Annotated in this window: 17 protein-coding genes; 6 read left to right on the forward strand and 11 right to left on the reverse strand. The window is 40.0% G+C overall.

Features of this window, described 5'->3' with window-relative positions:
* Window positions 1–32: 32 nt before the first annotated feature.
* The 3 genes from M1E96_RS10080 to M1E96_RS10090 all read right to left on the reverse strand — a co-directional run bounded on the left by M1E96_RS10080 (window position 33) and on the right by M1E96_RS10090 (window position 4090).
* A complete protein-coding gene (locus tag M1E96_RS10080; protein ID WP_272579845.1) occupies window positions 33–1598 on the reverse strand; it encodes an autotransporter outer membrane beta-barrel domain-containing protein in 1566 nt (521 codons plus the stop codon).
* Between the two features lie 59 nt (window positions 1599–1657).
* Window positions 1658–2869, reverse strand: a complete 1212-nt coding sequence (locus M1E96_RS10085) for a hypothetical protein (RefSeq protein ID WP_369426982.1) — start codon at window positions 2867–2869, stop codon at window positions 1658–1660.
* Between the two features lie 288 nt (window positions 2870–3157).
* The gene (locus M1E96_RS10090) at window positions 3158–4090 is read right to left on the reverse strand and encodes a LysR family transcriptional regulator (RefSeq protein ID WP_233445674.1); all 933 of its coding nucleotides are present in this window, start codon (window positions 4088–4090) and stop codon (window positions 3158–3160) included.
* A gap of 97 nt (window positions 4091–4187) precedes the next feature.
* Between M1E96_RS10090 and M1E96_RS10095 the strand changes: the two genes are divergently transcribed.
* Both M1E96_RS10095 and M1E96_RS10100 read left to right on the forward strand, forming a co-directional pair.
* Complete coding sequence (locus M1E96_RS10095) at window positions 4188–5345, forward strand: MFS transporter (protein WP_349489766.1); 1158 nt, start codon at window positions 4188–4190, stop codon at window positions 5343–5345.
* A gap of 95 nt (window positions 5346–5440) precedes the next feature.
* A complete protein-coding gene (locus M1E96_RS10100) occupies window positions 5441–6334 on the forward strand; it encodes an alpha/beta fold hydrolase (RefSeq protein WP_272579842.1) in 894 nt (297 codons plus the stop codon).
* A 179-nt stretch (window positions 6335–6513) separates the two neighbouring features.
* Here the strand turns inward: M1E96_RS10100 and M1E96_RS10105 are convergent, their stop codons facing one another.
* Together M1E96_RS10105 and M1E96_RS10110 are read right to left on the reverse strand one after the other, a co-directional pair.
* Entirely contained in the window at window positions 6514–7398 is an 885-nt protein-coding gene (locus tag M1E96_RS10105) for a 4Fe-4S binding protein (RefSeq protein ID WP_272579841.1), read from the reverse strand.
* A gap of 189 nt (window positions 7399–7587) precedes the next feature.
* Entirely contained in the window at window positions 7588–8760 is a 1173-nt protein-coding gene (locus M1E96_RS10110) for an anthrax toxin-like adenylyl cyclase domain-containing protein (protein WP_272579840.1), read from the reverse strand.
* Window positions 8761–9074: 314 nt separating this feature from the next.
* Here M1E96_RS10110 and M1E96_RS10115 point away from each other — a divergent pair, with 314 nt between their 5' ends.
* The 3 genes from M1E96_RS10115 (at window position 9075) to ydeE (ending at window position 12603) form a co-directional block, all read left to right on the forward strand.
* Entirely contained in the window at window positions 9075–10232 is a 1158-nt protein-coding gene (locus M1E96_RS10115; protein ID WP_272579839.1) for an iron-containing alcohol dehydrogenase, read from the forward strand.
* A gap of 48 nt (window positions 10233–10280) precedes the next feature.
* Window positions 10281–11120 carry a glutathione-dependent disulfide-bond oxidoreductase gene (gene yghU / locus M1E96_RS10120; RefSeq protein ID WP_140180058.1) on the forward strand — a complete coding sequence of 280 codons (840 nt, stop codon included), beginning with the start codon at window positions 10281–10283 and terminating at the stop codon, window positions 11118–11120.
* A 289-nt stretch (window positions 11121–11409) separates the two neighbouring features.
* A complete protein-coding gene (ydeE, locus tag M1E96_RS10125) occupies window positions 11410–12603 on the forward strand; it encodes an efflux MFS transporter YdeE (RefSeq protein ID WP_369426983.1) in 1194 nt (397 codons plus the stop codon).
* A 29-nt stretch (window positions 12604–12632) separates the two neighbouring features.
* On the opposite strand, the gene M1E96_RS10130 is transcribed toward ydeE, so the two are convergent.
* The 6 genes from M1E96_RS10130 to M1E96_RS10155 all read right to left on the reverse strand — a co-directional run bounded on the left by M1E96_RS10130 (window position 12633) and on the right by M1E96_RS10155 (window position 20002).
* Window positions 12633–13793, reverse strand: a complete 1161-nt coding sequence (locus M1E96_RS10130; RefSeq protein WP_272579837.1) for an MFS transporter — start codon at window positions 13791–13793, stop codon at window positions 12633–12635.
* 201 nt (window positions 13794–13994) lie between these two features.
* Complete coding sequence (locus M1E96_RS10135) at window positions 13995–14648, reverse strand: Crp/Fnr family transcriptional regulator (RefSeq protein WP_272579836.1); 654 nt, start codon at window positions 14646–14648, stop codon at window positions 13995–13997.
* Between the two features lie 22 nt (window positions 14649–14670).
* Window positions 14671–15939 carry a NupC/NupG family nucleoside CNT transporter gene (locus M1E96_RS10140; protein ID WP_070927971.1) on the reverse strand — a complete coding sequence of 423 codons (1269 nt, stop codon included), beginning with the start codon at window positions 15937–15939 and terminating at the stop codon, window positions 14671–14673.
* A 19-nt stretch (window positions 15940–15958) separates the two neighbouring features.
* Window positions 15959–17206 carry an adenosylhomocysteinase gene (locus M1E96_RS10145; protein WP_070927969.1) on the reverse strand — a complete coding sequence of 416 codons (1248 nt, stop codon included), beginning with the start codon at window positions 17204–17206 and terminating at the stop codon, window positions 15959–15961.
* Window positions 17207–17472: 266 nt separating this feature from the next.
* Window positions 17473–18537: a bifunctional DNA-binding transcriptional regulator/O6-methylguanine-DNA methyltransferase Ada gene (gene ada / locus M1E96_RS10150; protein WP_070927967.1), complete on the reverse strand. Its 1065-nt coding sequence runs from the start codon at window positions 18535–18537 to the stop codon at window positions 17473–17475.
* A gap of 280 nt (window positions 18538–18817) precedes the next feature.
* The gene (locus tag M1E96_RS10155; RefSeq protein WP_140180064.1) at window positions 18818–20002 is read right to left on the reverse strand and encodes an MFS transporter; all 1185 of its coding nucleotides are present in this window, start codon (window positions 20000–20002) and stop codon (window positions 18818–18820) included.
* A gap of 175 nt (window positions 20003–20177) precedes the next feature.
* On the opposite strand from M1E96_RS10155, the gene M1E96_RS10160 reads away from it, so the two are divergent.
* Window positions 20178–21077 carry a LysR family transcriptional regulator gene (locus M1E96_RS10160; RefSeq protein ID WP_272579894.1) on the forward strand — a complete coding sequence of 300 codons (900 nt, stop codon included), beginning with the start codon at window positions 20178–20180 and terminating at the stop codon, window positions 21075–21077.
* The last annotated feature ends 3 nt before the right edge of the window (window positions 21078–21080 follow it).

The following is a 21080-nucleotide window of genomic DNA, read 5'->3' on the forward strand; positions in this document are numbered from 1 at the left end:
TTTTTAGCTCGAATAGCGCTATAAATAAGCGATTAAAACTGGTAGTTAACACCTAACATTAGTATTGAGTCATGATAACCATGGCTACCTATTTGGTAACCTACATTACCCCATATATTCAATTGGTTATTCAACTGCCCTTCGATACCAAACTTTAATTCTCCAGTGTCCTTTTTCCCTTTCTGTGTACTAATGACACCATTGGCACTCACGCCAAAATCCTTACTATTATGGTTCCAATTTGCTTCAATATAGGAATAAAACAGGCTATTTTTATCTGTAGATTGAACATTCACTCCATTGATTAATAGTCTAATACCTACACGTGATTGAATATTACCATCACCAATACCTTTCACTTCAGTACCATTTGCTTCGTAATGAATATCGGGTTTAATTCCCATCCAAATTAACTGTACACTAGGCTGAATAAAATAAGCGATATTTTTTGTCGTGTTTTCAGCCAATTTCAGCGTATAGCCAGCCTCAATAGAGCTAGTTATCCCTTTCAATTTATATTGTTCACTTGCTAATCCTTCGCCTGAAACAGTGTTGTTAAATAGGCTATACATTAACCAAGTATCGACATATAAACCGGTATTATCAACAGTATTTGCCCCTCCTAACCCGTACACTCCAAAACTGTAACCGCGTAACATCCCCTCTGCATTGTAATGAGAAAGACTTGAGTGAGTATTGCTACGGCTTTCACCATAACCTGCCATCACACCAAAACTAAAACGAGCTACTTTCTGTTCAACCCACTGTACTAAATCTTTTCCTAGCTGAAAAACATAACTGTTAGACTGTGTTTTTAGTTGAGCGTGTGTATCATTTATTTGCTGGTGGCGACCTTCACTGCGGATCCATAAATTGTTAAGTCTTTTGGTATTTGTAGTTTGTGATTGAGCTTGCATGATCCCAAACGGTTGGAAAATACGTAATGCCACACCAACTTCTTGAGCGACACCTTTACGATCTTGGAGTGAAGGCATAAATAATGTATTTGCTGTTGATAGGCTTGCCGAATAAATCCCGAGCTCAGGCCTTTCAATTGCAACACTCTCTTCAATCAAGGTCGGTTCAGTTGATATCTTTGTTTCAGTAGAGAGAGCGGGTTCGATAGGTAGAGTCAGCGCTTCTGTAGGTATCGATTCAATAGGTTGTGTGATTATCTCTGGTTTCTCGGCTGCTATAAAAGTACTAATTAACTTCCAATCTTTATTATTGCTAGCCTTAGTTAGCCAATAATCATATGCTCCCGCCACAATACGGCCTGTTTGAATGAACTCCCCATTAGATTCTCCACCTATTTGGATTACTCGTATTCCATTGAGTGTTGCTGCTCCCATTCCTCCTACATTATTAATAGTTACATAGGTCGAACCAGAAGTACTTCCTGTAATATATAATAAATCACTAGCTGAATTATCATCATTTAATTCAGTATTTAAGAGCAAATACCCATTGTTACCCATATAATTCCCATCAAGTGTAAAATTATCACCCGCTAGTGCATTATCTAAACTGATAGTTCCTGAGTTATTAAAGTTGGTTACTGTTAATATTGTCGATTGATATCCCCCAAAGGACTCCAAATTGGCAGCGGTTATTAATCCATGGTTGTCTAATGTACTTTTTGAGTTTCCGAGGAAACTTATTCCCCCAGATAGATCCCAAATGCTACCAACATTATTGGTCCTGCTATATTGTCCCCCGTAAGAGATGACAGTAATATTTGCCCTTTGATTAGACCATTATTAACAATAGTATGTGTCACCTCATAAGGATACATACCCCATTGACTCTTGATTGCATTGGATGACGATAAATCTGAAATATTACGTATAGTGCCAGAGTTAGTGATTTCAATAGCAACATCTTTCTTAGCGATGACATCATTGTAAGGCTGTATCTCAATCCCCGTTGCTGATCCTTCAATCAGGCTGTCTTGTTGTACATTGATAGAGATCGGTTTAGTACTTTGAGTAAAGATACCATAACTACCATTCCCTAAAGCTGTTACTAATCCTGTTGTTGTAATGGAAATAAATCCAGTTCCAGAACCGAGATCGACAGCATAAATTCCACTTCCTTCAGATAAAATATCATTCACATTAATAATTAATGATTTTGCATTTTCACTATTAATAATATTGACAGCATAAGCATTTTTTCCCATAGAGTGAATTTCACCAGTGACATTAATAATGCTTTCTCCATTGCCATAATTTTGAAATGAAATACCGCCTATACCAGCAATAATATTAGTTGCTGTGATATATGCATTATCGGCATAGCTTGTGCCTGTGATCCCCCAGCCATTTGTAGAAACTGTATCCCCTGTAGCAATTAAAGTAATATTTTTACCATTCTCTCCAAAACTCGATACATTAATTACACTCGCATAATGGTCAGTAACTAATGTATTAGCAACTTGCAAAGTCAGCTCCTCTGCATTTTTACTAATACTTGCGGCTATAGCGGCACGACCTATATCACCTAAATTAATGACATCTCCGGTTAGCTTGACGAAAAGATCGCCATTTTCACTTGATACGTACATCCCAAAGCCAACGCTGGAAATAGTTGATTTATAATCATCAATCAACGTTATGCCATTGCCATTAGATGCTAACATCATGGAATAATTGCTTTGAGTTGAAAGGCCAAATCCGTCTGTTGTCGTCACTATGGTAGGTTTACCACTAACACCAAGTAGAATAATTGTTTGGTCATTGTCAGTGATCCCCCCTGAACAAACATAAACCCCCAGTTCTCCAGTGCAGTTTCCTCCTTGTGCCGTTTCAACCATAAAAGTCAGCATGCTCAGTATTATCTGTTGACGAATACGAAATAGTTTACGCATAACTGCAACCTTTTCGTGAGTAATTGTTACACGTGAATGAAACGCTAGATAAGAGATAAGGAGAGGATTAACAACCGATCTGACGACATAATAGATTTACAAATAACCCGCCTATATATAATTTAGGCGGGCAATGGCACAATGTCGATATTATCAGATCAAATCTTAGTCTGAATTTCAGAAATAAAGGTGTTACTTAATATCAAAAAATCAATAGACACTGTCGCTCAACATTGGGATGTTTTCCGTATTTATATTTATTACCGCTATGCCAAGACATAACCAAGGTTAATGATTTTGTTCCCAAACCGCTTTGCCCTGCCAATATTCATCAAAAAGTTGTAAAAATAAGCGAACCTTTGGAGGCAGATAGCGCTTTGTTGGATAAAGAGCACATACAGGAGGCTCTGGTTGAGAGTTTTGCATCAACAAAGGTTGAAGTTGGCCATTTTGAATCGACTCACTCACCAAAAATGCGCCTAGCTGACAAATCCCTTGTCCTTGTATAGCAGCATTGAGGATCGCTTCAGTATCATTGAGTAGTAACCGCCCATTCACAGCATAGTTGGTTTTGCCTTGTTCTGTTTTAAAGTGCCAAGGTACATTGCTCCCTCTATGGCGAAATCCCAACAGCTGATGTTGTGCTAAATCAGTCAGAGACAGAGGAGTGCCATACTGCTGTAAATACATTGGTGAAGCACAAGTAATATAACGATGAGGTGCTAATACTTTACGGATCAATCGATTGTCGTCGTTACCACCGATCCTGATTGCCACATCAAACCCATCACGGATGATATCGCAATAATCATCTGAAAAATCGACATCAACCTCAACATCAGGCCAATGTGATAGATAAAGCTGCACAATAGGCATTACGAAACGTCGTCCAAATACCACAGGAACGGTAATTCTTAATAGTCCTCGTGGTTGTTGTTGCCCTTGGCTAAGTGTATTTTCGATTTGGTCAATTTCAGCCAAAATGCGTAATGCAGATTCATACACAGCTTGTCCTTCATCACTCAGACGAATACTACGTGTTGTACGATGCAGTAATCTAACCTGTAAACGAGCTTCTAAACGAGCTATGCATTTGCCAACTGCGGAACGTGATAGCTGTAGTCGTTCAGCCGATAGAGTAAAACTCCCCGTTTCAACTACATCGACTAACACATTTAAATCAGTCAGATTATCCATCAATAACCTTGATTTATTTGACACAATTTGTCCCCAATAATGTGACGATAGCCATGTTTATCTATCATACCTTCCCCTATATGATTTGCGTACTTTTTTTAATAACATGTAGAAAATAGTGATGATAGAAACTTCCACAATTAAATATTCATGGTGGCCCGTTATTGCCGCTTCGTTGGCTACCTTTGCCGTTGTTACCACAGAAATGTTACCTATTGGCTTATTAAACCCTATCGTTGAACAATTCTCGGTGTCTTTTTCCAGTGTCAGTTTGTTGATGACAATACCCGCCATGGTTGCGGCAATTAGTTCACCTTTAATTGTACTTTTTACTGGGCGCTTTGATCGTAAAACAGTTCTATTGTTTGGAGCCATGCTCTTGGTCATGTGTAACTTTGTCGCAGCGGTAACACCTTACTTTTGGTTACTATTACTCAGTCGATTTTTTGTTGGTATTTGCATTGGCATTATCTGGGCAAATGCGGGTGGACTTGCACCTCGTTTAGTTGCTGTAAAGCATATTGGTTTTGCGACATCATTAATTTTTGGTGGTGTAGCCGCGGCTTCTGTTATTGGCATTCCTTTAGGTGTACTTATTGGTGAATGGCTTGGCTGGCGTGGCGTGTTTATGGCAATGGGGGGCTTTTCGTTATTACTATTATTTTTCATGGCCTATAGTTTACCAAGCTTACCTAGTTTGCAAATTCCAACGATTAGCCTGTTTATTAAACAAATTAAACGGCCTGTTATTACGATTGGTTTAAGTATTACCTTACTAATAGTTGCGGCTCACTTTATGGCTTTTACATACATTCGCCCATTACTCACTGTTGAAGGCCAAATCAATGGCCAACAACTCAGTGGGATACTGCTGATATATGGCTTAGCGGGTATAGCCGGTAACTTTGTTTTAGGGCTCTGTGCCAGTCGCTGGTTAACTTCAACAATAATCACGATTATTTTGGGAATCTGCGCATCTCTAACGATATTTATACTACTGCCTATAAATAGCATTACTGGTAGTATAACTATGTTGTTATGGGGTTTTATGTATGGTGGAGTTTCTGTTGTACTAATGACATGGATGATAATTCATAGCCACAAATATATTGAGATCACCAGTTCCCTTTACATCGCTTTTTTCAATTTAGGCATTGCAGCAGGCTCTACTTTAGGTGGGTTTACTGTCGCTTTGAGTGATTTTTACACGAATCTATCGATTGCTTTACCTTTGCTGCTTGCAACTTTAATTCTTTTATTAAGCTACCGCAAAGGTTAAGGTGTTTTCAGATGACTTTTAAGTTTTTTTATTGTTACTTTGCATATGTTTTTGTTCGATAAATAACAAACTAATTCACAAGATTTGGATATAAAATGACTAATAATGCGCCAATTACACTCTATTATGATTCATTTGGCGATCGCGCTAACCCCGCGGTCGTATTGATACCGGGCTTAGGTGGCCATAACATTAGTTGGTCAGAAGACTTTTGCCAACGACTGGTAAATGCAGGTTATTATATAATTCGTGTTGATAACCGTGACAGTGGTCTGTCACCCCATTTTGATCATTTCCCTGAGATCAATATTCCTGAATTGATTGAACGATTACAACGTGGTGAACACGTTGATATTCCTTATACCTTATTTGATATGGCGGAAGATGTTCTAAGGCTGTTAAACCAACTATCGATTGAAAAAGCACATATTATTGGTCGTTCAATGGGGGGGATGGTTGCACAATTAGTTGCGGCTTTAGCGCCTGAAAACGTATTAAGTTTATGTCCTATTATGTCAAGTACAGGCAACCCTGCTTTACCACAGCCAGAGCCTGACGTGATGCAACTATTGATGAGTTCAGGTGCAAATCCAAAAGAAGATCTTGATGGGTATCTAGAAGGTCAATTGGCATTTTATCGGCGTATCAGCTCGACACTTTTTCCATTCGACGAAGCTTATTATCGTCATTATATACTGCAAGCCTTAGCACGCAATTATTCACCAAAAGGGACTAAACGTCAGCTAGTTGCAGTCGCTATTACGGGAGATATGCGTCCTCATCTAACCACGATCACGGCACCAACGCTAGTGATCCATGGTTCAGTAGATCCATTGTTCCCTACCGCTGCGGGGAAAGATATTGCCGACAATATTGCAAATGCTACTTTTGATTTGATATCAGATATGGGGCATGAAACGCCACCACTATTAATTCCTCTAATAGCAGATAAAATCATTACACATTTAAATTCTGCTAGTAGTGAATAACTCATTCATAATAAGACCGCTTAGGCGGTCTTATTGAGGTTACTGACGAAGCAGGATAAAGCGTGGTTTTTCCCGCTCCGTGTTATCAGCCGAAAATCAATGAATAGATTTTCCTTGTTTATTTCAGAATCTCTAACGACTGCCGCCAAACATGATATGTTTGTCAACAGTCTTATTCATTATAACCAGCCCTGTTTTTTATGTTGTATACAGATTGGGCACAATCGCTCATTTTGCTGCCAAGCAGAGAAAGGTAATCGGCATCGTTCACAATGTGCATCGTAGTATTGAAAAGTAACAGGTTCATTGTCTTTTGCTACCTGCGGTTTAACTTGGAGCGATTTAGGAAAACAAACTACCTGACAGCTCATACACCCTGTACACCGCTTTTCATCAAAATTAAATTGGTGATCGCCAAAAGTAATCGCTTGCTCATCACAAACCTTGGCACAAGCGCCACAAAGAATGCAACTTTCCGGATCTAACTCAATATGGAACCAGCTGTCTTGTGGATAGAACTGTTTACGTGCATTGAGTCCTGTACGTACTTGCCCTTTATTTAAAGGTGCCTCGTCTAACTTTTGTCGGAAAAACATTAAACGACGACCACTGTCTACCTCGGGGGGTTGCGTCATGATCAATTGCCAAACAGGCTCTTGAAGTGTTTTAAGCTTTAAGTTTAGTGCCGCTAATACAGGTAACCACTTATCAACTAACGGCTCCGCAATTTCTATTCCATCGATTTGATATTGCTTATGCCAAACCAGTAGCTCTTCTACGCTGGCTAAAGGTTCATCATGGCTGATCACTAAATGATTGTTCTGATAGGTACGTTCATGGGGAGAAATGTTATCAATCGCATCAACAGGACAAGAAAATAAGCAATTGCCACATTGATAACAGAGTTGATTATTGATTACCGCATCCATAGTATCAAAGGTAATCGCATCGACAGGACAAACTTGTGCACAGCTGTCACAAACGCTATTTTTTAGGCGTCTTCTTACACATTTATCATTGATAACGGGTTCAGGTGGAAGCTCCACACGAATAAAACGCCTCATATAACTAAACTCCATGACCTAGCAACAAACAAAATAACGCTTAAAATCGATAAATATCTTAACATGCTTTGATTAGGCAGATCAGTTGTCAAATCAAATCATCAGTAAAAACAAGTAATATGCTGTGAATACAAGCGGGCTCAGGAGGCGTAGTCCCCTCTATACCACTTGCATTCGATAATCATTATTTTATTTATTAAGAGAAAACTTCCGTTGCGCTTGGTCGAAGCTCGGCCTTCTCACCTGTGGCAACTCTTTTTCCCATAGTGGATTAGTTTTAATATGATATCCCTCTGCTTTCGCTGCTTTGACCAGCTCAACTAACTCTTCTTTAGTATTGATCATGCACAATGGGTCAAAGTGACCTATCTTTCGGGGTAACGCAAAAGTTGCAGGGAAATTAGCCTCTAATTCACTAACTGGATTAGTCGCATCAATGCTGTGATGTACCACTTTTTCACCGTCACCAACCAATGCTTGGTTGATCAATGGGATCATTTCACGAACACGTAACGAAGCATTACCAATTTCTTTATCTTCATTTTTATAAAAATTCTGCGGATCTTTATAGTATTGAAATAACGCTGAATCCGTTGAGGTGCGACGATACTGGCTAAATCGACGTAAGAAAACTTCATGGGCTACATCTTGAATTGGTAGATTATCTTTTACGCCAAAATCCTCCAAACAGGGGCCAATCAGTAACAAATCATAGTCCGCTGTCAAAGGCAGTGTCGATTGTTTAGGTGAAAGTACTTGTAGCTGTTTTCCATGGTAAGAAACAAGGTATCTCTGATACCCAACGTCCCATTTAGCTTCAAATTGATACGTTTGAAGACTTGGCGCTGTTGCTGTGAATTGGATAATGCCATCTTCATTTTCAAGTGACAGAGAATCAATAGCTTTGAGCTGACATAATGTATGTAAGCGATCATAAGTGACCGCCAATGGCACTGACTCAGCATGCTGTTCTGCAATGCATTGTTCAATCAAACGATTGTATTTTTTTATTTGTTCAGTTGATTTATTTTCTAATTTACTAAACCGCTGATCGGTACAAATCAACCCTGCTTGAGCCCCCCATGAAGCACTTTTTCCTTTAATATGAAAGCTTTTAGTAGGATACCCTGCGGCAATAAGATCTGTGGCTAGTCGATCAACAGGTCGAACACCAATAATACAGTTTTGCGTTTGTGCAACAGCTTGCAGAGGAGCTAAATGTGTACTGACAAGTCCTGACGTTTCACTGACCTTTTTAACCAGTTGATCTATATGCTCACCTTGTGTGGATTCTACTGTTTGGTGGTTTAATGATGTTTCTGGTTGCAATAGTAATATTGGTTTATTATTTAATTTAATCATTGAATTCTCCTTATCTACTCATTTTTCACCATTCCTTTTTACTCGTAAAAATAAAATTTTCACTTAATAATTTTGCAGCACCAATAACTACCTACAACTAACAATAAATACCTAATCATTAATAATTACAATTATTTATAAAAAATCGCATATTGCGATAATACAAATTTACTTAATATATGTAGAATATAGCTAGGTTAGTTATTTGATTAGTGCATTCAACTGCCTAATGATCTCATTAAGCTTTTCTTCATCGTTAAGAACATATTGACGAGAAGGATCCTACTCCTCCCATGCTGAAATAAGGTCTGTACATGAACAATTTCGAATTTTATAACCCAACCCGTATTGTATTTGGTGAAGGAAAAATCGTTGAGTTGAACAGATTGATCCCTAAAGAAGCGAAAGTATTGATTCTTTTTGGTGGCGAAAGTGCCCGTAAAACAGGCACATTAGATGAAGTAGAAAAAGCACTTGGTCACCGCCAAATTGGCCTATTTGGCGGCATCGAAGCCAACCCACGTTATGAAACATTAATCAAGGCTGTCGAACAAATTAAGCAAGAAGGCTATGACTACCTATTAGCTGTAGGTGGTGGCTCAGTGATTGACGGCACCAAATTTGTTGCCGCAGCTGTTAATTTTGAAGGTGATAGCTGGGACATCTTGACCAGTGGTGGTGCAAAAGTGACCTCCGCCCTACCTTTTGGTACCGTTTTAACGCTACCTGCAACAGGATCTGAAATGAATAAAGGTTCTGTGATCACACGTGAATCGACACAATCCAAACGGGCATTTATGCATGATAGTGTCTATCCACAGTTTTCCATTTTAGATCCAGTAAAAACTTTTACACTTCCACCACGCCAAATCAGTAATGGTGTTGTGGATGCATTTGTCCACGTAATGGAACAATATTTAACCTATCCCGCGAATGCGCCGGTACAAGACGTATTTGCTGAAGGGTTATTAAAAACCTTGATTGATATTGGTCCTAAAGCCTTAGCCACCCCACACGACTACGATATCAGAGCGAGTTTAATGTGGACTGCCACACTGGCCTTGAATGGCTTAATTGGTGTTGGTGTCCCTCAAGACTGGTCGACGCATATGTTAGGCCATGAGTTAACCGCGTTATATGGTTTAGACCATGCACAAACACTCGCTATTGTTTTACCTTCTATGTTGATTGAGAAATTACCACAAAAACAAGCTAAACTCGCTCAGTATGCTGAACAAGTATGGGGAGTTCATGATGGTTCAGATAAACAAAAGGCATTACAGGCCATTGAACTAACACGCGAGTTTTTTGAACGCATGCAGGTCAAAACACGTTTAAGTGACTATAACCTTGGTCAAGATGTTATTGAGCCGTTGATCGAGAGTTTGACGAAAAATGGTATGACCGCGTTAGGTGAACATCATGATATTACACCTGAAATCAGTCGCCGTGTTTATGTTGCATCCTTATAAATCTTACGTTCCTACCTCATCTGGTGGGAACGCTAATTAGGAGATAAAATGAGCAATTCAACCTATACGCCACCTAAAGTTTGGCATTGGGAAGCCGGTAATGGCGGTAAGTTTGCTAATATCAACCGCCCTATTTCTGGTGCAACACATGAGAAAGAGCTGCCTATTGGTAAGCATCCATTACAACTCTACTCTTTAGGAACACCAAACGGCCAAAAAGTCACCATCATGTTAGAAGAGCTACTTGAATTAGGTATTAAAGAAGCTGAATATGATGCTTGGCTCATTAATATTGGTGATGGTGATCAATTCGGTTCTGGGTTCGTAGAAATCAATCCTAACTCAAAAATTCCTGCTCTCGTTGATAGAAGTGGTTCTCAGCCCATTCGTGTATTTGAATCAGGTTCGATTCTGACCTATTTAGCCGAGAAATTTTCTACATTTTTACCAACCACCCAACCTGAACGTGCAGAAACGTTGTCTTGGCTATTTTGGCAAATGGGTTCAGCACCTTTCGTAGGTGGGGGGTTTGGACACTTCTTTGCTTACGCACCAGAAAAATTTGAGTACCCAATCAACCGATTTGCCATGGAAACGAAGCGTCAACTCGATGTGTTAGATAAACGTTTAGCCCAAAATCAGTTTGTAGCAGGTGAACATTATTCTATCGCTGATATCGCTATCTGGCCTTGGTACGGTGCTTTGGTTAAAGGTTGGCAATATGATGCAGGTGAATTCCTGAGCGTACATGAATATAAACATTTGATACGTTGGGCTGATGAAGTCTATGCACGTCCGGCTGTACAACGTGGCCGCAGGGTAAATCGCTTACAAGGCGATCCTGCACAACAAGTGCGTGAACGCCATGATGCCAGTGATTTACGATAACCCAACCCTGTTATAATCTCCCATCAAGCCTTACACTGTAAATTGTAAGGCTTGATGATCCTTAATGCGTTCATGCATAAAAAAACAACAGTAGGATAATCTAGAAAAATAACTACTTACATACTATTTTCTATCTTTAAAATCGTAATCCCAGATAGGTATGATGTAATATTTTGTTTTTCTATTTTTTGATTTTCATAGCACATAAGCGATTTCCAGTGACCACAAAATTCGGTAGTTTATATCTATAATCACAACATCATAATAATAAAATCTGGATCGTGAGTTCATGTTGTCAAAATCAAATATCTCAAATAGTGCCTTACTCTGTTCGTCACTGCTATTGACCATTGGGCGCGGCGCAACATTGCCCTTTATGGCAATATACCTCACGCGACAATATCAAATGGCAATTGATATTGTCGGATTTGCCATGTCATTAGCCTTAACAGTCGGTGTACTGTTTAGCATTGTATTTGGTATTTTGGCTGATCGGATCGATAAAAAGCGCTGTATGCTTATTGCTATCATCGCGTTTATTTGCGGTTTTATTGCCATTCCACTCACTAATCATGCGGCATTAGTGGTAGTGTTTTTTTCACTGATTAACTGTTCATATTCTGTATTTGCCACCGTATTAAAAGGTTATTTCTCAGATACATTACCAATTAATATTAAAGCTAAGGTCTTCTCGCTTAACTATACCTTCCTCAATATTGGTTGGACTGTTGGCCCTCCAATAGGCACTTGGCTGCTCATGTATAGTATTAATTTACCCTTCTGGCTAGCAGCCGTGTCCGCAGCATTGCCCATTTTCTTTGTGCAACGTTTTGTACAAAGTGTAAAGCCGTTACAAAATACAGAAGGTAAATCCGTTGTGTGGAACCCGATGGCAATGCTCTACGATCGCGCATTGGCTTGGTTTATCTTATCTACCTTTCTCGGATCATTAGTGTTTGGCTCGTTTATGACTTGGATATCACAATATGTGATAACCGTTGCAAACAGTGATTTTGCTCAATCCGTTATCGGCGTTATTCTTCCTGTGAATGCAATTGTCGTAGTGACCTTACAATATGTTGTTGGTAAACGTTTACATCGCGATAATTTAAAGCGTTATATGACTATTGGAACGGTATTTTTTGTTGCTGGTTTAGCAACGTTTATGCAGGCAGGTGAAAATCTTTATCTATGGGCGTTTGCTTCGTTTGTGTTTACTTTAGGTGAGATTATTTATGCGCCTGGTGAATATATGCTAATTGATAATATTGCTCCTGAAGGCATGAAATCGAGCTATTTTTCTGCACAAGCACTTGGCTTATTAGGTGGCGCCTTTAACCCCATGTTAACAGGGGTTGTTTTAACTGAATTCCCACCTAAAACTATATTTATCATATTGATGGGAGTCACCGTTTTGGCCTGGATGAGCATGCTAAAAGGGATGAGTGTAAAGCCCAAAAGTCCGTTGAAAATTGAATCATGACAACACTTAAGGGTGAAAGCCTATAACGCTCACCCTTCTTGGTTTTTCCGCATGGAAAATAAACTAATTAACAATGCGCTAACAAGTATGATTGCCACCATCGCCCCCACTTCTTTTAACCCAAACTGGTTCAATAACCATGATAAAAACGGCAGCATTGTAAATAAGACAATATTATTCAAACTCTCTGAAACGGCTAGCACCTGCCCTTTATTTTCACCACTTTCGGTGGCAATAATACTTGCACTGAGCGGTGCGGCCATGCCTAGAAAATTGCCCCAAATAAATAAAATAACTATCGCTATCAACAAAGAATAATTGGCTATCATGAATACAATGATTGCAATAGACATCAAGGTCACCACAGATAATAATCGTTGATGATTATTATAGAGAATTTTACTAAGCGATTTAACTTGCCAATTCCCTACCAATAAGCCAATCCCAAATGCACTGATCACCATGCCAATCACCGCGCTATCAATCTTAAATTTATGGCGTAGTACTTCACCAGCTAATAGAAAAACACTAACCGCAGAGCCATTCCATAGGGCCTTTGCTCCAACAAGGCGTATTAGTTTAAAGTCACGTAACCAGCGAAAACTGGCTTGTTTTTGCCGAATATCGTAGGGTTGATGACTTGGCAATATGCGATATGCACAAAACCACACGATAAAGCTGCCGATTGCAGTCATGATAAATGGCACATACCAAGCAGCATACTCTGTCAAAACGCCTGCAAATACTGGCCCTAATACAATACCGAGAGTCATACCCAACATGACATGCCCCATTGCGACAGGTTGCTGTGACGATGGCACAATGTCTGCAATAAGCGCAAATACGGTGGGAACAATAATCGCAGATGCTAAACCACCACAAATACGAAAAATTAACGCAACACCGAAGCTCGGTGACACAATTATTGCCAAACTATCAATGGCAAATAAAAGCATCCCCGCTAATAATAACTTTCGACGATCAACACGGTCTGAAAAATAACCTAGTACTGGCGCGGTAATAGCATAAGTTAATGCATAAGCAGATATTAGCCATGATACTTGAATAGGATCGACGGAAAAGACTTCAGCGAGAGGCGTTAATGTCGCTGATAACATAAATTCAGTGGTACCCACCAAATAAACCGCAGCGGCGAAAACCAATAATAAATAGCGTTGAGATAACATCATTAACCTTATTCGTAGATAAAAAAACAATAACAAACCCGCCGCTAGCAAAAGCTACAGCAAAGAAATGGAATGTTTTTTTGGAGTTTGGAATTTAAAACAGAAGGTAATACTGGACGAAAAAAGAGGTAAAAAAGGAGATTTATAAGAAGAACAAATGTAGATATATCAGCATATAAAAAGATATTATCAGTGTCAATAAACTTAGTTACTTAGCAGTATAATTTGACCTTCCTGTCGGATCATACCCTGCTCTTTTAATTTAAACAGCACCTTATCCAGATGGCGGCGTGAAGTACCTAAAATCGCGGCAAGCGTTTCTCGTGGTAGGCGAATTTGATGGCTTGAAATCTGCGTCAATATATACAACAGGTTTTTTTCGATTGAATCCACTGCGGTCATTAAGCGCTGTTCGCCATTAATCAGTGAGCGTTTGGCTAATTGACGATTCAATAAAATAGATAAGCGATGATCTTGCGACAACCAAACTAAAAAGCTGTCAGTTGGTATACGGATCACTCTTGCATCTGTTAATGCAATGACGTCATAACAGTAGTGTTTTTGCTGACACAGCGCTTCCATTTCCCCTAAGAATTCCCCTTTATAACAAAAGGTTAATGCTAACTCTTTACCATTGTCGGCGAGTTTGTTTACCACAAACTCACCTTCAATAATAATATAGGTATATTGATTTTCAGTGCCTTGTTGGATCAGCTTATAGCCTTCTTGTAAGTGAATAGTACAAAAAGTATTCTGAACTGAAGGTGGCGCATGACGAAATAGCCAATCCACATCGGGCAATAGCTCTTGTTCACTAAACTTCAGCCATAACTCACGAAAAGGCGTTTCATCCATCATAGTGCCACCATTTAATAGTTAGTTAACCTAAAATTAATCCAGCCACAGCACCATTCATTAAGTTAGCTAAAATTGCTGCACCAAATGCTTTAAATGCGATGCTTGTTAGCTCCCCTCTGCGCTCAGGGCACATTGCACCAATCCCACCTATCGCGATACCGATAGTGCCTATATTAGTGAAACCGCACAGTGCAAAAGATAAGATCACTTGTGTTTTCGCACTGAGAGCCTCACCTGTCGCAGGTAGAATCGAACCATCCAAATAAGGCTGTAGATTAGCATAGGCAATAAATTCATTGAATAATACTTTTTGCCCTAATAGTTGCCCTGCAAACTGAGCCTCCTGCCAATCAACACCTAGCAGCCAAGCAACAGGTGAAAATAACCACCCGATCAACTGAGTGAGCGAAACCTCATAGCCCGTGAAACTCGTGGCCCACATCATAATTCCATCAAACATCGCAATAATCGCCAGCAATGCCAGCAACATACCTGCTATGTTTAATGCCATACTAACACCGACGCTAGCACCTTGAGTCACCGCATCAATACTATTACGGTACTCTGATTTTTCCCCTTTCATGGATGTTGCTGTCGTATGCTTATCACTATTTTCTTTGGTTTCAGGGAAAAATATTTTTGCAAATAATAACCCTGCTGGCGCAGACATAAAAGATGCAGCAAGAAGATACTCAATTTTAACGCCATATTGCGCATAGCCCAATAATACAGTCCCTGCAATAGAGGCTATCCCACCGACTAAAATGGTGAAAAATTCTGATGAGGATAGATATTTCAAATAAGGACGAATAACCAGCGGAGCCTCAGTTACCCCCAAAAAAATATTCGCAGCAGATGACATAGATTCTGCACGGGAAGTCCCCAATAAACGGTGTAATGCTCCCCCAATCAAAATGATTAGCTTTTGCATAATACCGATATGGAACAGCAAAGCTGACAGTGCTGATAAAAACACTAAAACAGGCAATACTTTGAATACAAAGATAAATCCGTCAGCACCTAGCAGATCAAACATTTTATCGGTTGCTAAGCCGCCGAGCAAAAACTGCGTTCCTGTTTGGGTATAATCTAATAATGCCGTGACTTTATCTGCCATCCACATCATAACCTGCTTGCCCACAGGAAGGTAAAGCATGCAAAAGGCAAAGGAAAATTGCATTAGCAATGCGATGGAAACAAGCCGCAGACTGATCCTGCGGCGGTTGTTCGAACATAGGTAGGCAACCAATAAGATGACTGCAATACCCAAAAGGCTATTCAGTATCGACATCAACGTCCTCCGCCTGCTTTTATTTCAGCTCAAACGCATTTAAATACTGATATTGCCTATCACTGAGCATATCGAAAGAAACACCCATATCTTGCAATTTCAAACGTGCTACTTCGCTGTCGATTTCATCAGAAACCGCATAGACTTTGTTTTCAAGATCATGTTTTAACAGATACTCAGCACCGAGTGCTTGCAAAGCAAAGCTCATATCCATGATTTCTGCGGGATGGCCATCAGCACAAGCAATATTCACTAATGCACCACGACCGAGTAAATAAACCGTACGGCCATTTTGTAGACGATATGCTTCGATATTTTCACGTGCTTCAAACGTTGAAATAGCGATCTCTTGTAGTGCTTTAAGATTGATTTCATCTTCAAAGTGACCAGTGTTACTGATCAATGCACCTTCTTTCATTAAATTAAAGTGAACATCAGTTAATACATCACAGCAGCCTGTTGCAGTGACAAAAATATCCCCAAGTGGTGCAGCGGCTTCCATTGTCATCACCTCAAAACCATCCATTTTGGCTTCCAATGCTTTAATTGGATCAATTTCGGTAATGATAACTTCAGCGCCGAGACCTTTAGCACGCATCGCACAGCCTTTACCACACCAGCCGTAACCGGCAACCACCACTTTTTTTCCTGCAATCACGAGATTCGTTGTGCGCATTATGCCATCAAATGTTGATTGCCCAGTGCCGTAACGATTATCAAACAAGTGCTTTGATTGTGCGCCATTAATTGAAATAACAGGGAAATTTAACTCAGCACTTTTTTCTCGGGCCATTGCGCGCAATACACCCGTGGTTGTTTCTTCACAAGCACCAATCACGTGATTAGCATATTCAGGGTAAACGCTGTGCAACTCATGCACCAAATCACCACCATCATCAATCACAATGTGTGGCTCACAAGCAAGGGTCTGCTTAACAAATTGTTGATATTCTTCAGCACTTGCACCATGAATGGCAAACGTATTGATGCCATTTTTGACTAAAGCCGCGACAATATCGTCCTTGGTTGACATTGGATTACTACCTGTAACAGAAACTTTTGCTCCTCCAGCCGCAAAGACTTGAGCCAGATAAGCGGTCTTCGCTTCAAGGTGAATAGAGAGTGCGATACGCTTTCCTGCGAAGGGTTTTTCTTGTGTAAAGCGCGCTTCAAGAGCACGTAACAGTGGCATATGGGCGCGTACCCAAGCAATTTTTTGCTCACCTGCTGGTGCTAACGATAAATCTTTGTAGATACTGGTGACCATCATATATTCCTTTTCGTGTTGCTTTAATTGGAGCAAAACATACAAAAGGCTTGATGGTCACAATAGGTCATTTGCCCATATTAGGTTGGAAAAGTGTTAACGAGATATAATAATTACAAACAATAGTTAGCTACGGTTATTTTTTAAACTTAGGCAACCTGTCTTCAATGGTCGCTTTTTATTCGTATTAAAAACAGTAGAACAGCGTTCAAACACAATAATTCACTCAAATAATTAATGGTGCAACAAAGATTAACCATTCCTAATTATTTGTTGATGGATTCCTTATCCAATAAACTGCGTTTACGCGCTATTCCCCAACGGTAACCAGACAAAGAGCCGTCATTACGCACAACTCGATGACAAGGTATAGCAACCGCTAACATATTGGCGGCACAGGCTCCCGCCACCGCCCTAACCGCTTTCGGATCACCGATTTGCTTAGCAATATCACTATAGCTTACGGTTGTTCCGACAGGGATCGAACGTAATGCTTGCCAAACTCGCTGCTGAAATGCGGTACCTCTAATATCTAAGGGTAATTTTAACCCAATTTCAGGCGCTTCGATAAAACCAATAACTTGTGCAACAACGTGTTCAAATTGATGATCTCCCCCAATCAGTTCGGCTTGAGGGAACTTATCTTGCAGATCTTGTAATAAACGCTCCGGATCATCGCCTAATAAAATGGCGCAGACTCCAACTTCACTTTGAGCCACTAAAACATCCCCTAATGAACATGCCGCTAATGCAAAGTAAATTCTTGAGCCATCGCCACCCGCTTTCCATGCGGTAGGTGTCATACCTAGACGTTCAGTAGACGTTTCATAGAAACGACTATTGGAGCTGAAACCCGCATCATATATTGCATCAGTAATACTCGGTTGCTGTTGTAGCTGCCGCTGTAATTTTCCATGACGATATGCGATTGCATATGCTTTAGGTGTTAGCCCTATGAGGTTTTTAAATAGACGATGAAAATGATAACGACTGATCCCGACAAAAGCCGCAATCTCATCCAGCTTGGCATTACCATTATTTTGTTCAATATATCGACAAGCTTGAGCTATTTTTTGTTGGTAAAACTGTTCTAGTTGTGGCGCCTGCTTATTACTCCGTTTTCCAGGACGATAACCCTTATCTAGCGCTTGCTGTTCATTATCAAAAAACTCAATATTATTACGATTAGGTAAACGACCCGCTGCTGATGGATGGCAATAGATTAAAGAGCTACGCACGCCATAGACAAAATAACCATCAGCTGACTTATCACGTTCAACAACTGCTTGCCAACGTGCCTCATCGTTTAACCATTTATTTGTTGTTGTCATAATAAGTTACTCCATCTTGCCTGTGATGGTGTCATTATTGAGAAGATCATCCAACCACAAACTCCATCTCTTGCTTTTTAATTCACAAATTATTTCGTCTCCAATTCATGATGACAGTAATAAAGCTAACCCTGTTAATTATAGGAACTCGTAAATTAGGGATAAACTATCTTCGGCACTAAGCCATAGACAACAGCAGCAGAAACGCTCGGCCTAACCACCAAGAACAAGAGCTAAACCAAGCGATTAATGAAAGACAACGCCTTAATAAACAGGCCGTTTAATCCGAAAGACACGCCACTTGTTGTAGAGCCGCTTGTTTGGAATGTTGACGTACTTTGATCCACAGAACGAATATTCCTAACAAAGCAACCACCGTCCCCATATAGCTGACCATTGCGTAACTGAAGCCATTAGCAAGTACACTGGCACCAATCATCGCACCGATCGCGTTTCCTAAATTAAATGCGCCAATATTTACAGAAGAAGCTAGGGCTTGTGCACCAGTAGCTGCTTTCATGACCAATATTTGCAATGGAGGTACAATACTGAAGCTGAAAATACTCCAAAATGCTAAACCAATTCCAGCCCCAATTGGCGTCGTCCCAATAATTGGGAAAATAGCCATACTCAACGCCAACATTGCGAAGAAAGCAAATAATGAACCATACAATGATTTATCTGCAAACAAGCCACCAAGATAGTTACCCACAGTCAAACCAATACCAATAATCATCAGCATCAATGTCACCATTTGATCTGATGCATTAATAAATACCATCAACATCGGTGTTACGTAGGTATACAAAGTAAACATTGCACTAGCGCCGAGCACAGTACTCAACATGCCTAACATCACTTGTGGCTTGCGTAAAATACGTAACTCTTCCCGCACATTCACACTTTTACCTGTTAAATGTTTTGGTAACGCTAAAACCAAGCTGATAATGGTGACGAAACCAAGTACTGAGATCAGATAGAACGCTTGTCGCCAGCCAATCACTTGAGTCAATTTCGTTATCAAAGGAACACCACCTATACTGGCAATGGTTAATCCCATAAACATAGCGGCAATCGCACTTGCTTGTTTACTCGGTGGAACAACACTTGCAGCCACAATGGCACCAATCCCAAAAAATGCGCCATGATTTAGACTGGTCACAAAGCGAGAAAGTGACAGCGTCACTAAATCAGGTGACATCGCCGATAATAAATTCCCAACAGCAAATATAGACATTAAAAAGATCAGTGCATACTTAGGTCGATATTTGACTAAAATTAATGTCATGACTGGAGCCCCTATCATGACCCCCAACGCATAAATAATCACGATCGCGCCGACCGAAGGAATCGAAACATCCAAATTATCGGCGATGTAAGGTAACATCCCCATAGGGGAAAACTCGGTGACTCCAATAGCAAAAGCACCGACAGCTAATGCGAGTAACGCTGTATTGATTTTCATAATTGACCTTATTAGGCACAATAATTCCGCATAGCATGTTGACTCAGAGGCATTGTGAATTATTGAGCATAAAAATATTTGTTTATTGAATCATCTGATGGGGCAAGATTTTTCCACATTGATATGCAATGAAAAAGACGTTAAGGTGGAAAAAACTTTTGCGGAAATTGCAAAAATGAAGATCACGTTTGAAGAGTTGCAAGTCTTTATTAGCGTTATTGATTGTGGGTCGATAACCGCAGCCGCAGAACAGTTAAACCTGACGATATCCACCGTGAGTAGAGCATTACTCAGACTTGAAGAAAAAATGCAAACCACCCTTGTTTATCGTACAACGCGTAAAATTAAACTCAGCGATGAAGGTGCCGCATTTTTGCAAAAATCGCGAGAGATAATTCAATTGGCTCAAGAAGCCGAAGAGATGCTCTCAACGCGTCAAAGTATCCCTTCAGGGAAATTGCGCATTGATGCATCGACCCCATTTTTAACTCGCGTCATCGCCCCACTCATTCCATTATTTAGTGAACAGTATCCACAAGTCGAATTAGAAATCACAAATTTTGAAGGTTTTACCAATTTATTAGAGAAAAAAACCGATGTTGCCTTTCGTATTGGTGAGTTGAAAGATTCATCACTGAATGCAACCTTAATTGGTTATAGCCAACGGCGATTACTTGCTAGCCCCACATACCTAAAAAAATATGGTGTCCCTACCCGTATCGAAGATTTAGCTAATCACCGTTTATTAGGGTTCACCGCGCCTGAGTCATTAAATATATGGCCACTGAATATGGACGATGGGACTCCACTTAAAATTATACCCGATATTTCAGCCTCTAGCGGCGAAGTGTTGCTCCATCTGGCGCTCCACGGCAGTGGGATCTTACTTTCTTCTGATTTTGTCAGCTATGAGGCGCTTGCCAATGGTGAGTTGGTACAAATATTAACTGCACAGACCAATAAATTAAGGCAACCAATTCACGCTGTCTATTACCGCAATCAAGCTGTTTCGCCACGATTACGCTGTTTTATTGATTTTGTGAAAAAACACAGCAGCCAAATTGAAACACACTAAATG

Source organism: Providencia sp. PROV236, from assembly GCF_033676985.1.
In the GTDB taxonomy this organism is placed as follows: domain Bacteria; phylum Pseudomonadota; class Gammaproteobacteria; order Enterobacterales; family Enterobacteriaceae; genus Providencia; species Providencia manganoxydans.

What these genes read in the sequence shown, in the direction of transcription:
- M1E96_RS10155 (WP_140180064.1), bottom strand. Translation starts at nt 20,002, where the DNA reads ATGAAAATCAATACAGCGTTACTCGCATTAGCTGTCGGTGCTTTTGCT.
- M1E96_RS10110 (WP_272579840.1), bottom strand. Translation starts at nt 8,760, where the DNA reads ATGATTAAATTAAATAATAAACCAATATTACTATTGCAACCAGAAACA.
- M1E96_RS10145 (WP_070927969.1), bottom strand. Translation starts at nt 17,206, where the DNA reads ATGGTCACCAGTATCTACAAAGATTTATCGTTAGCACCAGCAGGTGAG.
- yghU (WP_140180058.1), top strand. Translation starts at nt 10,281, where the DNA reads ATGAGCAATTCAACCTATACGCCACCTAAAGTTTGGCATTGGGAAGCC.
- M1E96_RS10135 (WP_272579836.1), bottom strand. Translation starts at nt 14,648, where the DNA reads ATGATGGATGAAACGCCTTTTCGTGAGTTATGGCTGAAGTTTAGTGAA.
- M1E96_RS10130 (WP_272579837.1), bottom strand. Translation starts at nt 13,793, where the DNA reads ATGATGTTATCTCAACGCTATTTATTATTGGTTTTCGCCGCTGCGGTT.
- ada (WP_070927967.1), bottom strand. Translation starts at nt 18,537, where the DNA reads ATGACAACAACAAATAAATGGTTAAACGATGAGGCACGTTGGCAAGCA.
- M1E96_RS10160 (WP_272579894.1), top strand. Translation starts at nt 20,178, where the DNA reads ATGAAGATCACGTTTGAAGAGTTGCAAGTCTTTATTAGCGTTATTGAT.
- M1E96_RS10105 (WP_272579841.1), bottom strand. Translation starts at nt 7,398, where the DNA reads ATGAGGCGTTTTATTCGTGTGGAGCTTCCACCTGAACCCGTTATCAAT.
- M1E96_RS10095 (WP_349489766.1), top strand. Translation starts at nt 4,188, where the DNA reads ATGATAGAAACTTCCACAATTAAATATTCATGGTGGCCCGTTATTGCC.
- M1E96_RS10115 (WP_272579839.1), top strand. Translation starts at nt 9,075, where the DNA reads ATGAACAATTTCGAATTTTATAACCCAACCCGTATTGTATTTGGTGAA.
- M1E96_RS10085 (WP_369426982.1), bottom strand. Translation starts at nt 2,869, where the DNA reads ATGCGTAAACTATTTCGTATTCGTCAACAGATAATACTGAGCATGCTG.
- ydeE (WP_369426983.1), top strand. Translation starts at nt 11,410, where the DNA reads ATGTTGTCAAAATCAAATATCTCAAATAGTGCCTTACTCTGTTCGTCA.
- M1E96_RS10140 (WP_070927971.1), bottom strand. Translation starts at nt 15,939, where the DNA reads ATGTCGATACTGAATAGCCTTTTGGGTATTGCAGTCATCTTATTGGTT.
- M1E96_RS10100 (WP_272579842.1), top strand. Translation starts at nt 5,441, where the DNA reads ATGACTAATAATGCGCCAATTACACTCTATTATGATTCATTTGGCGAT.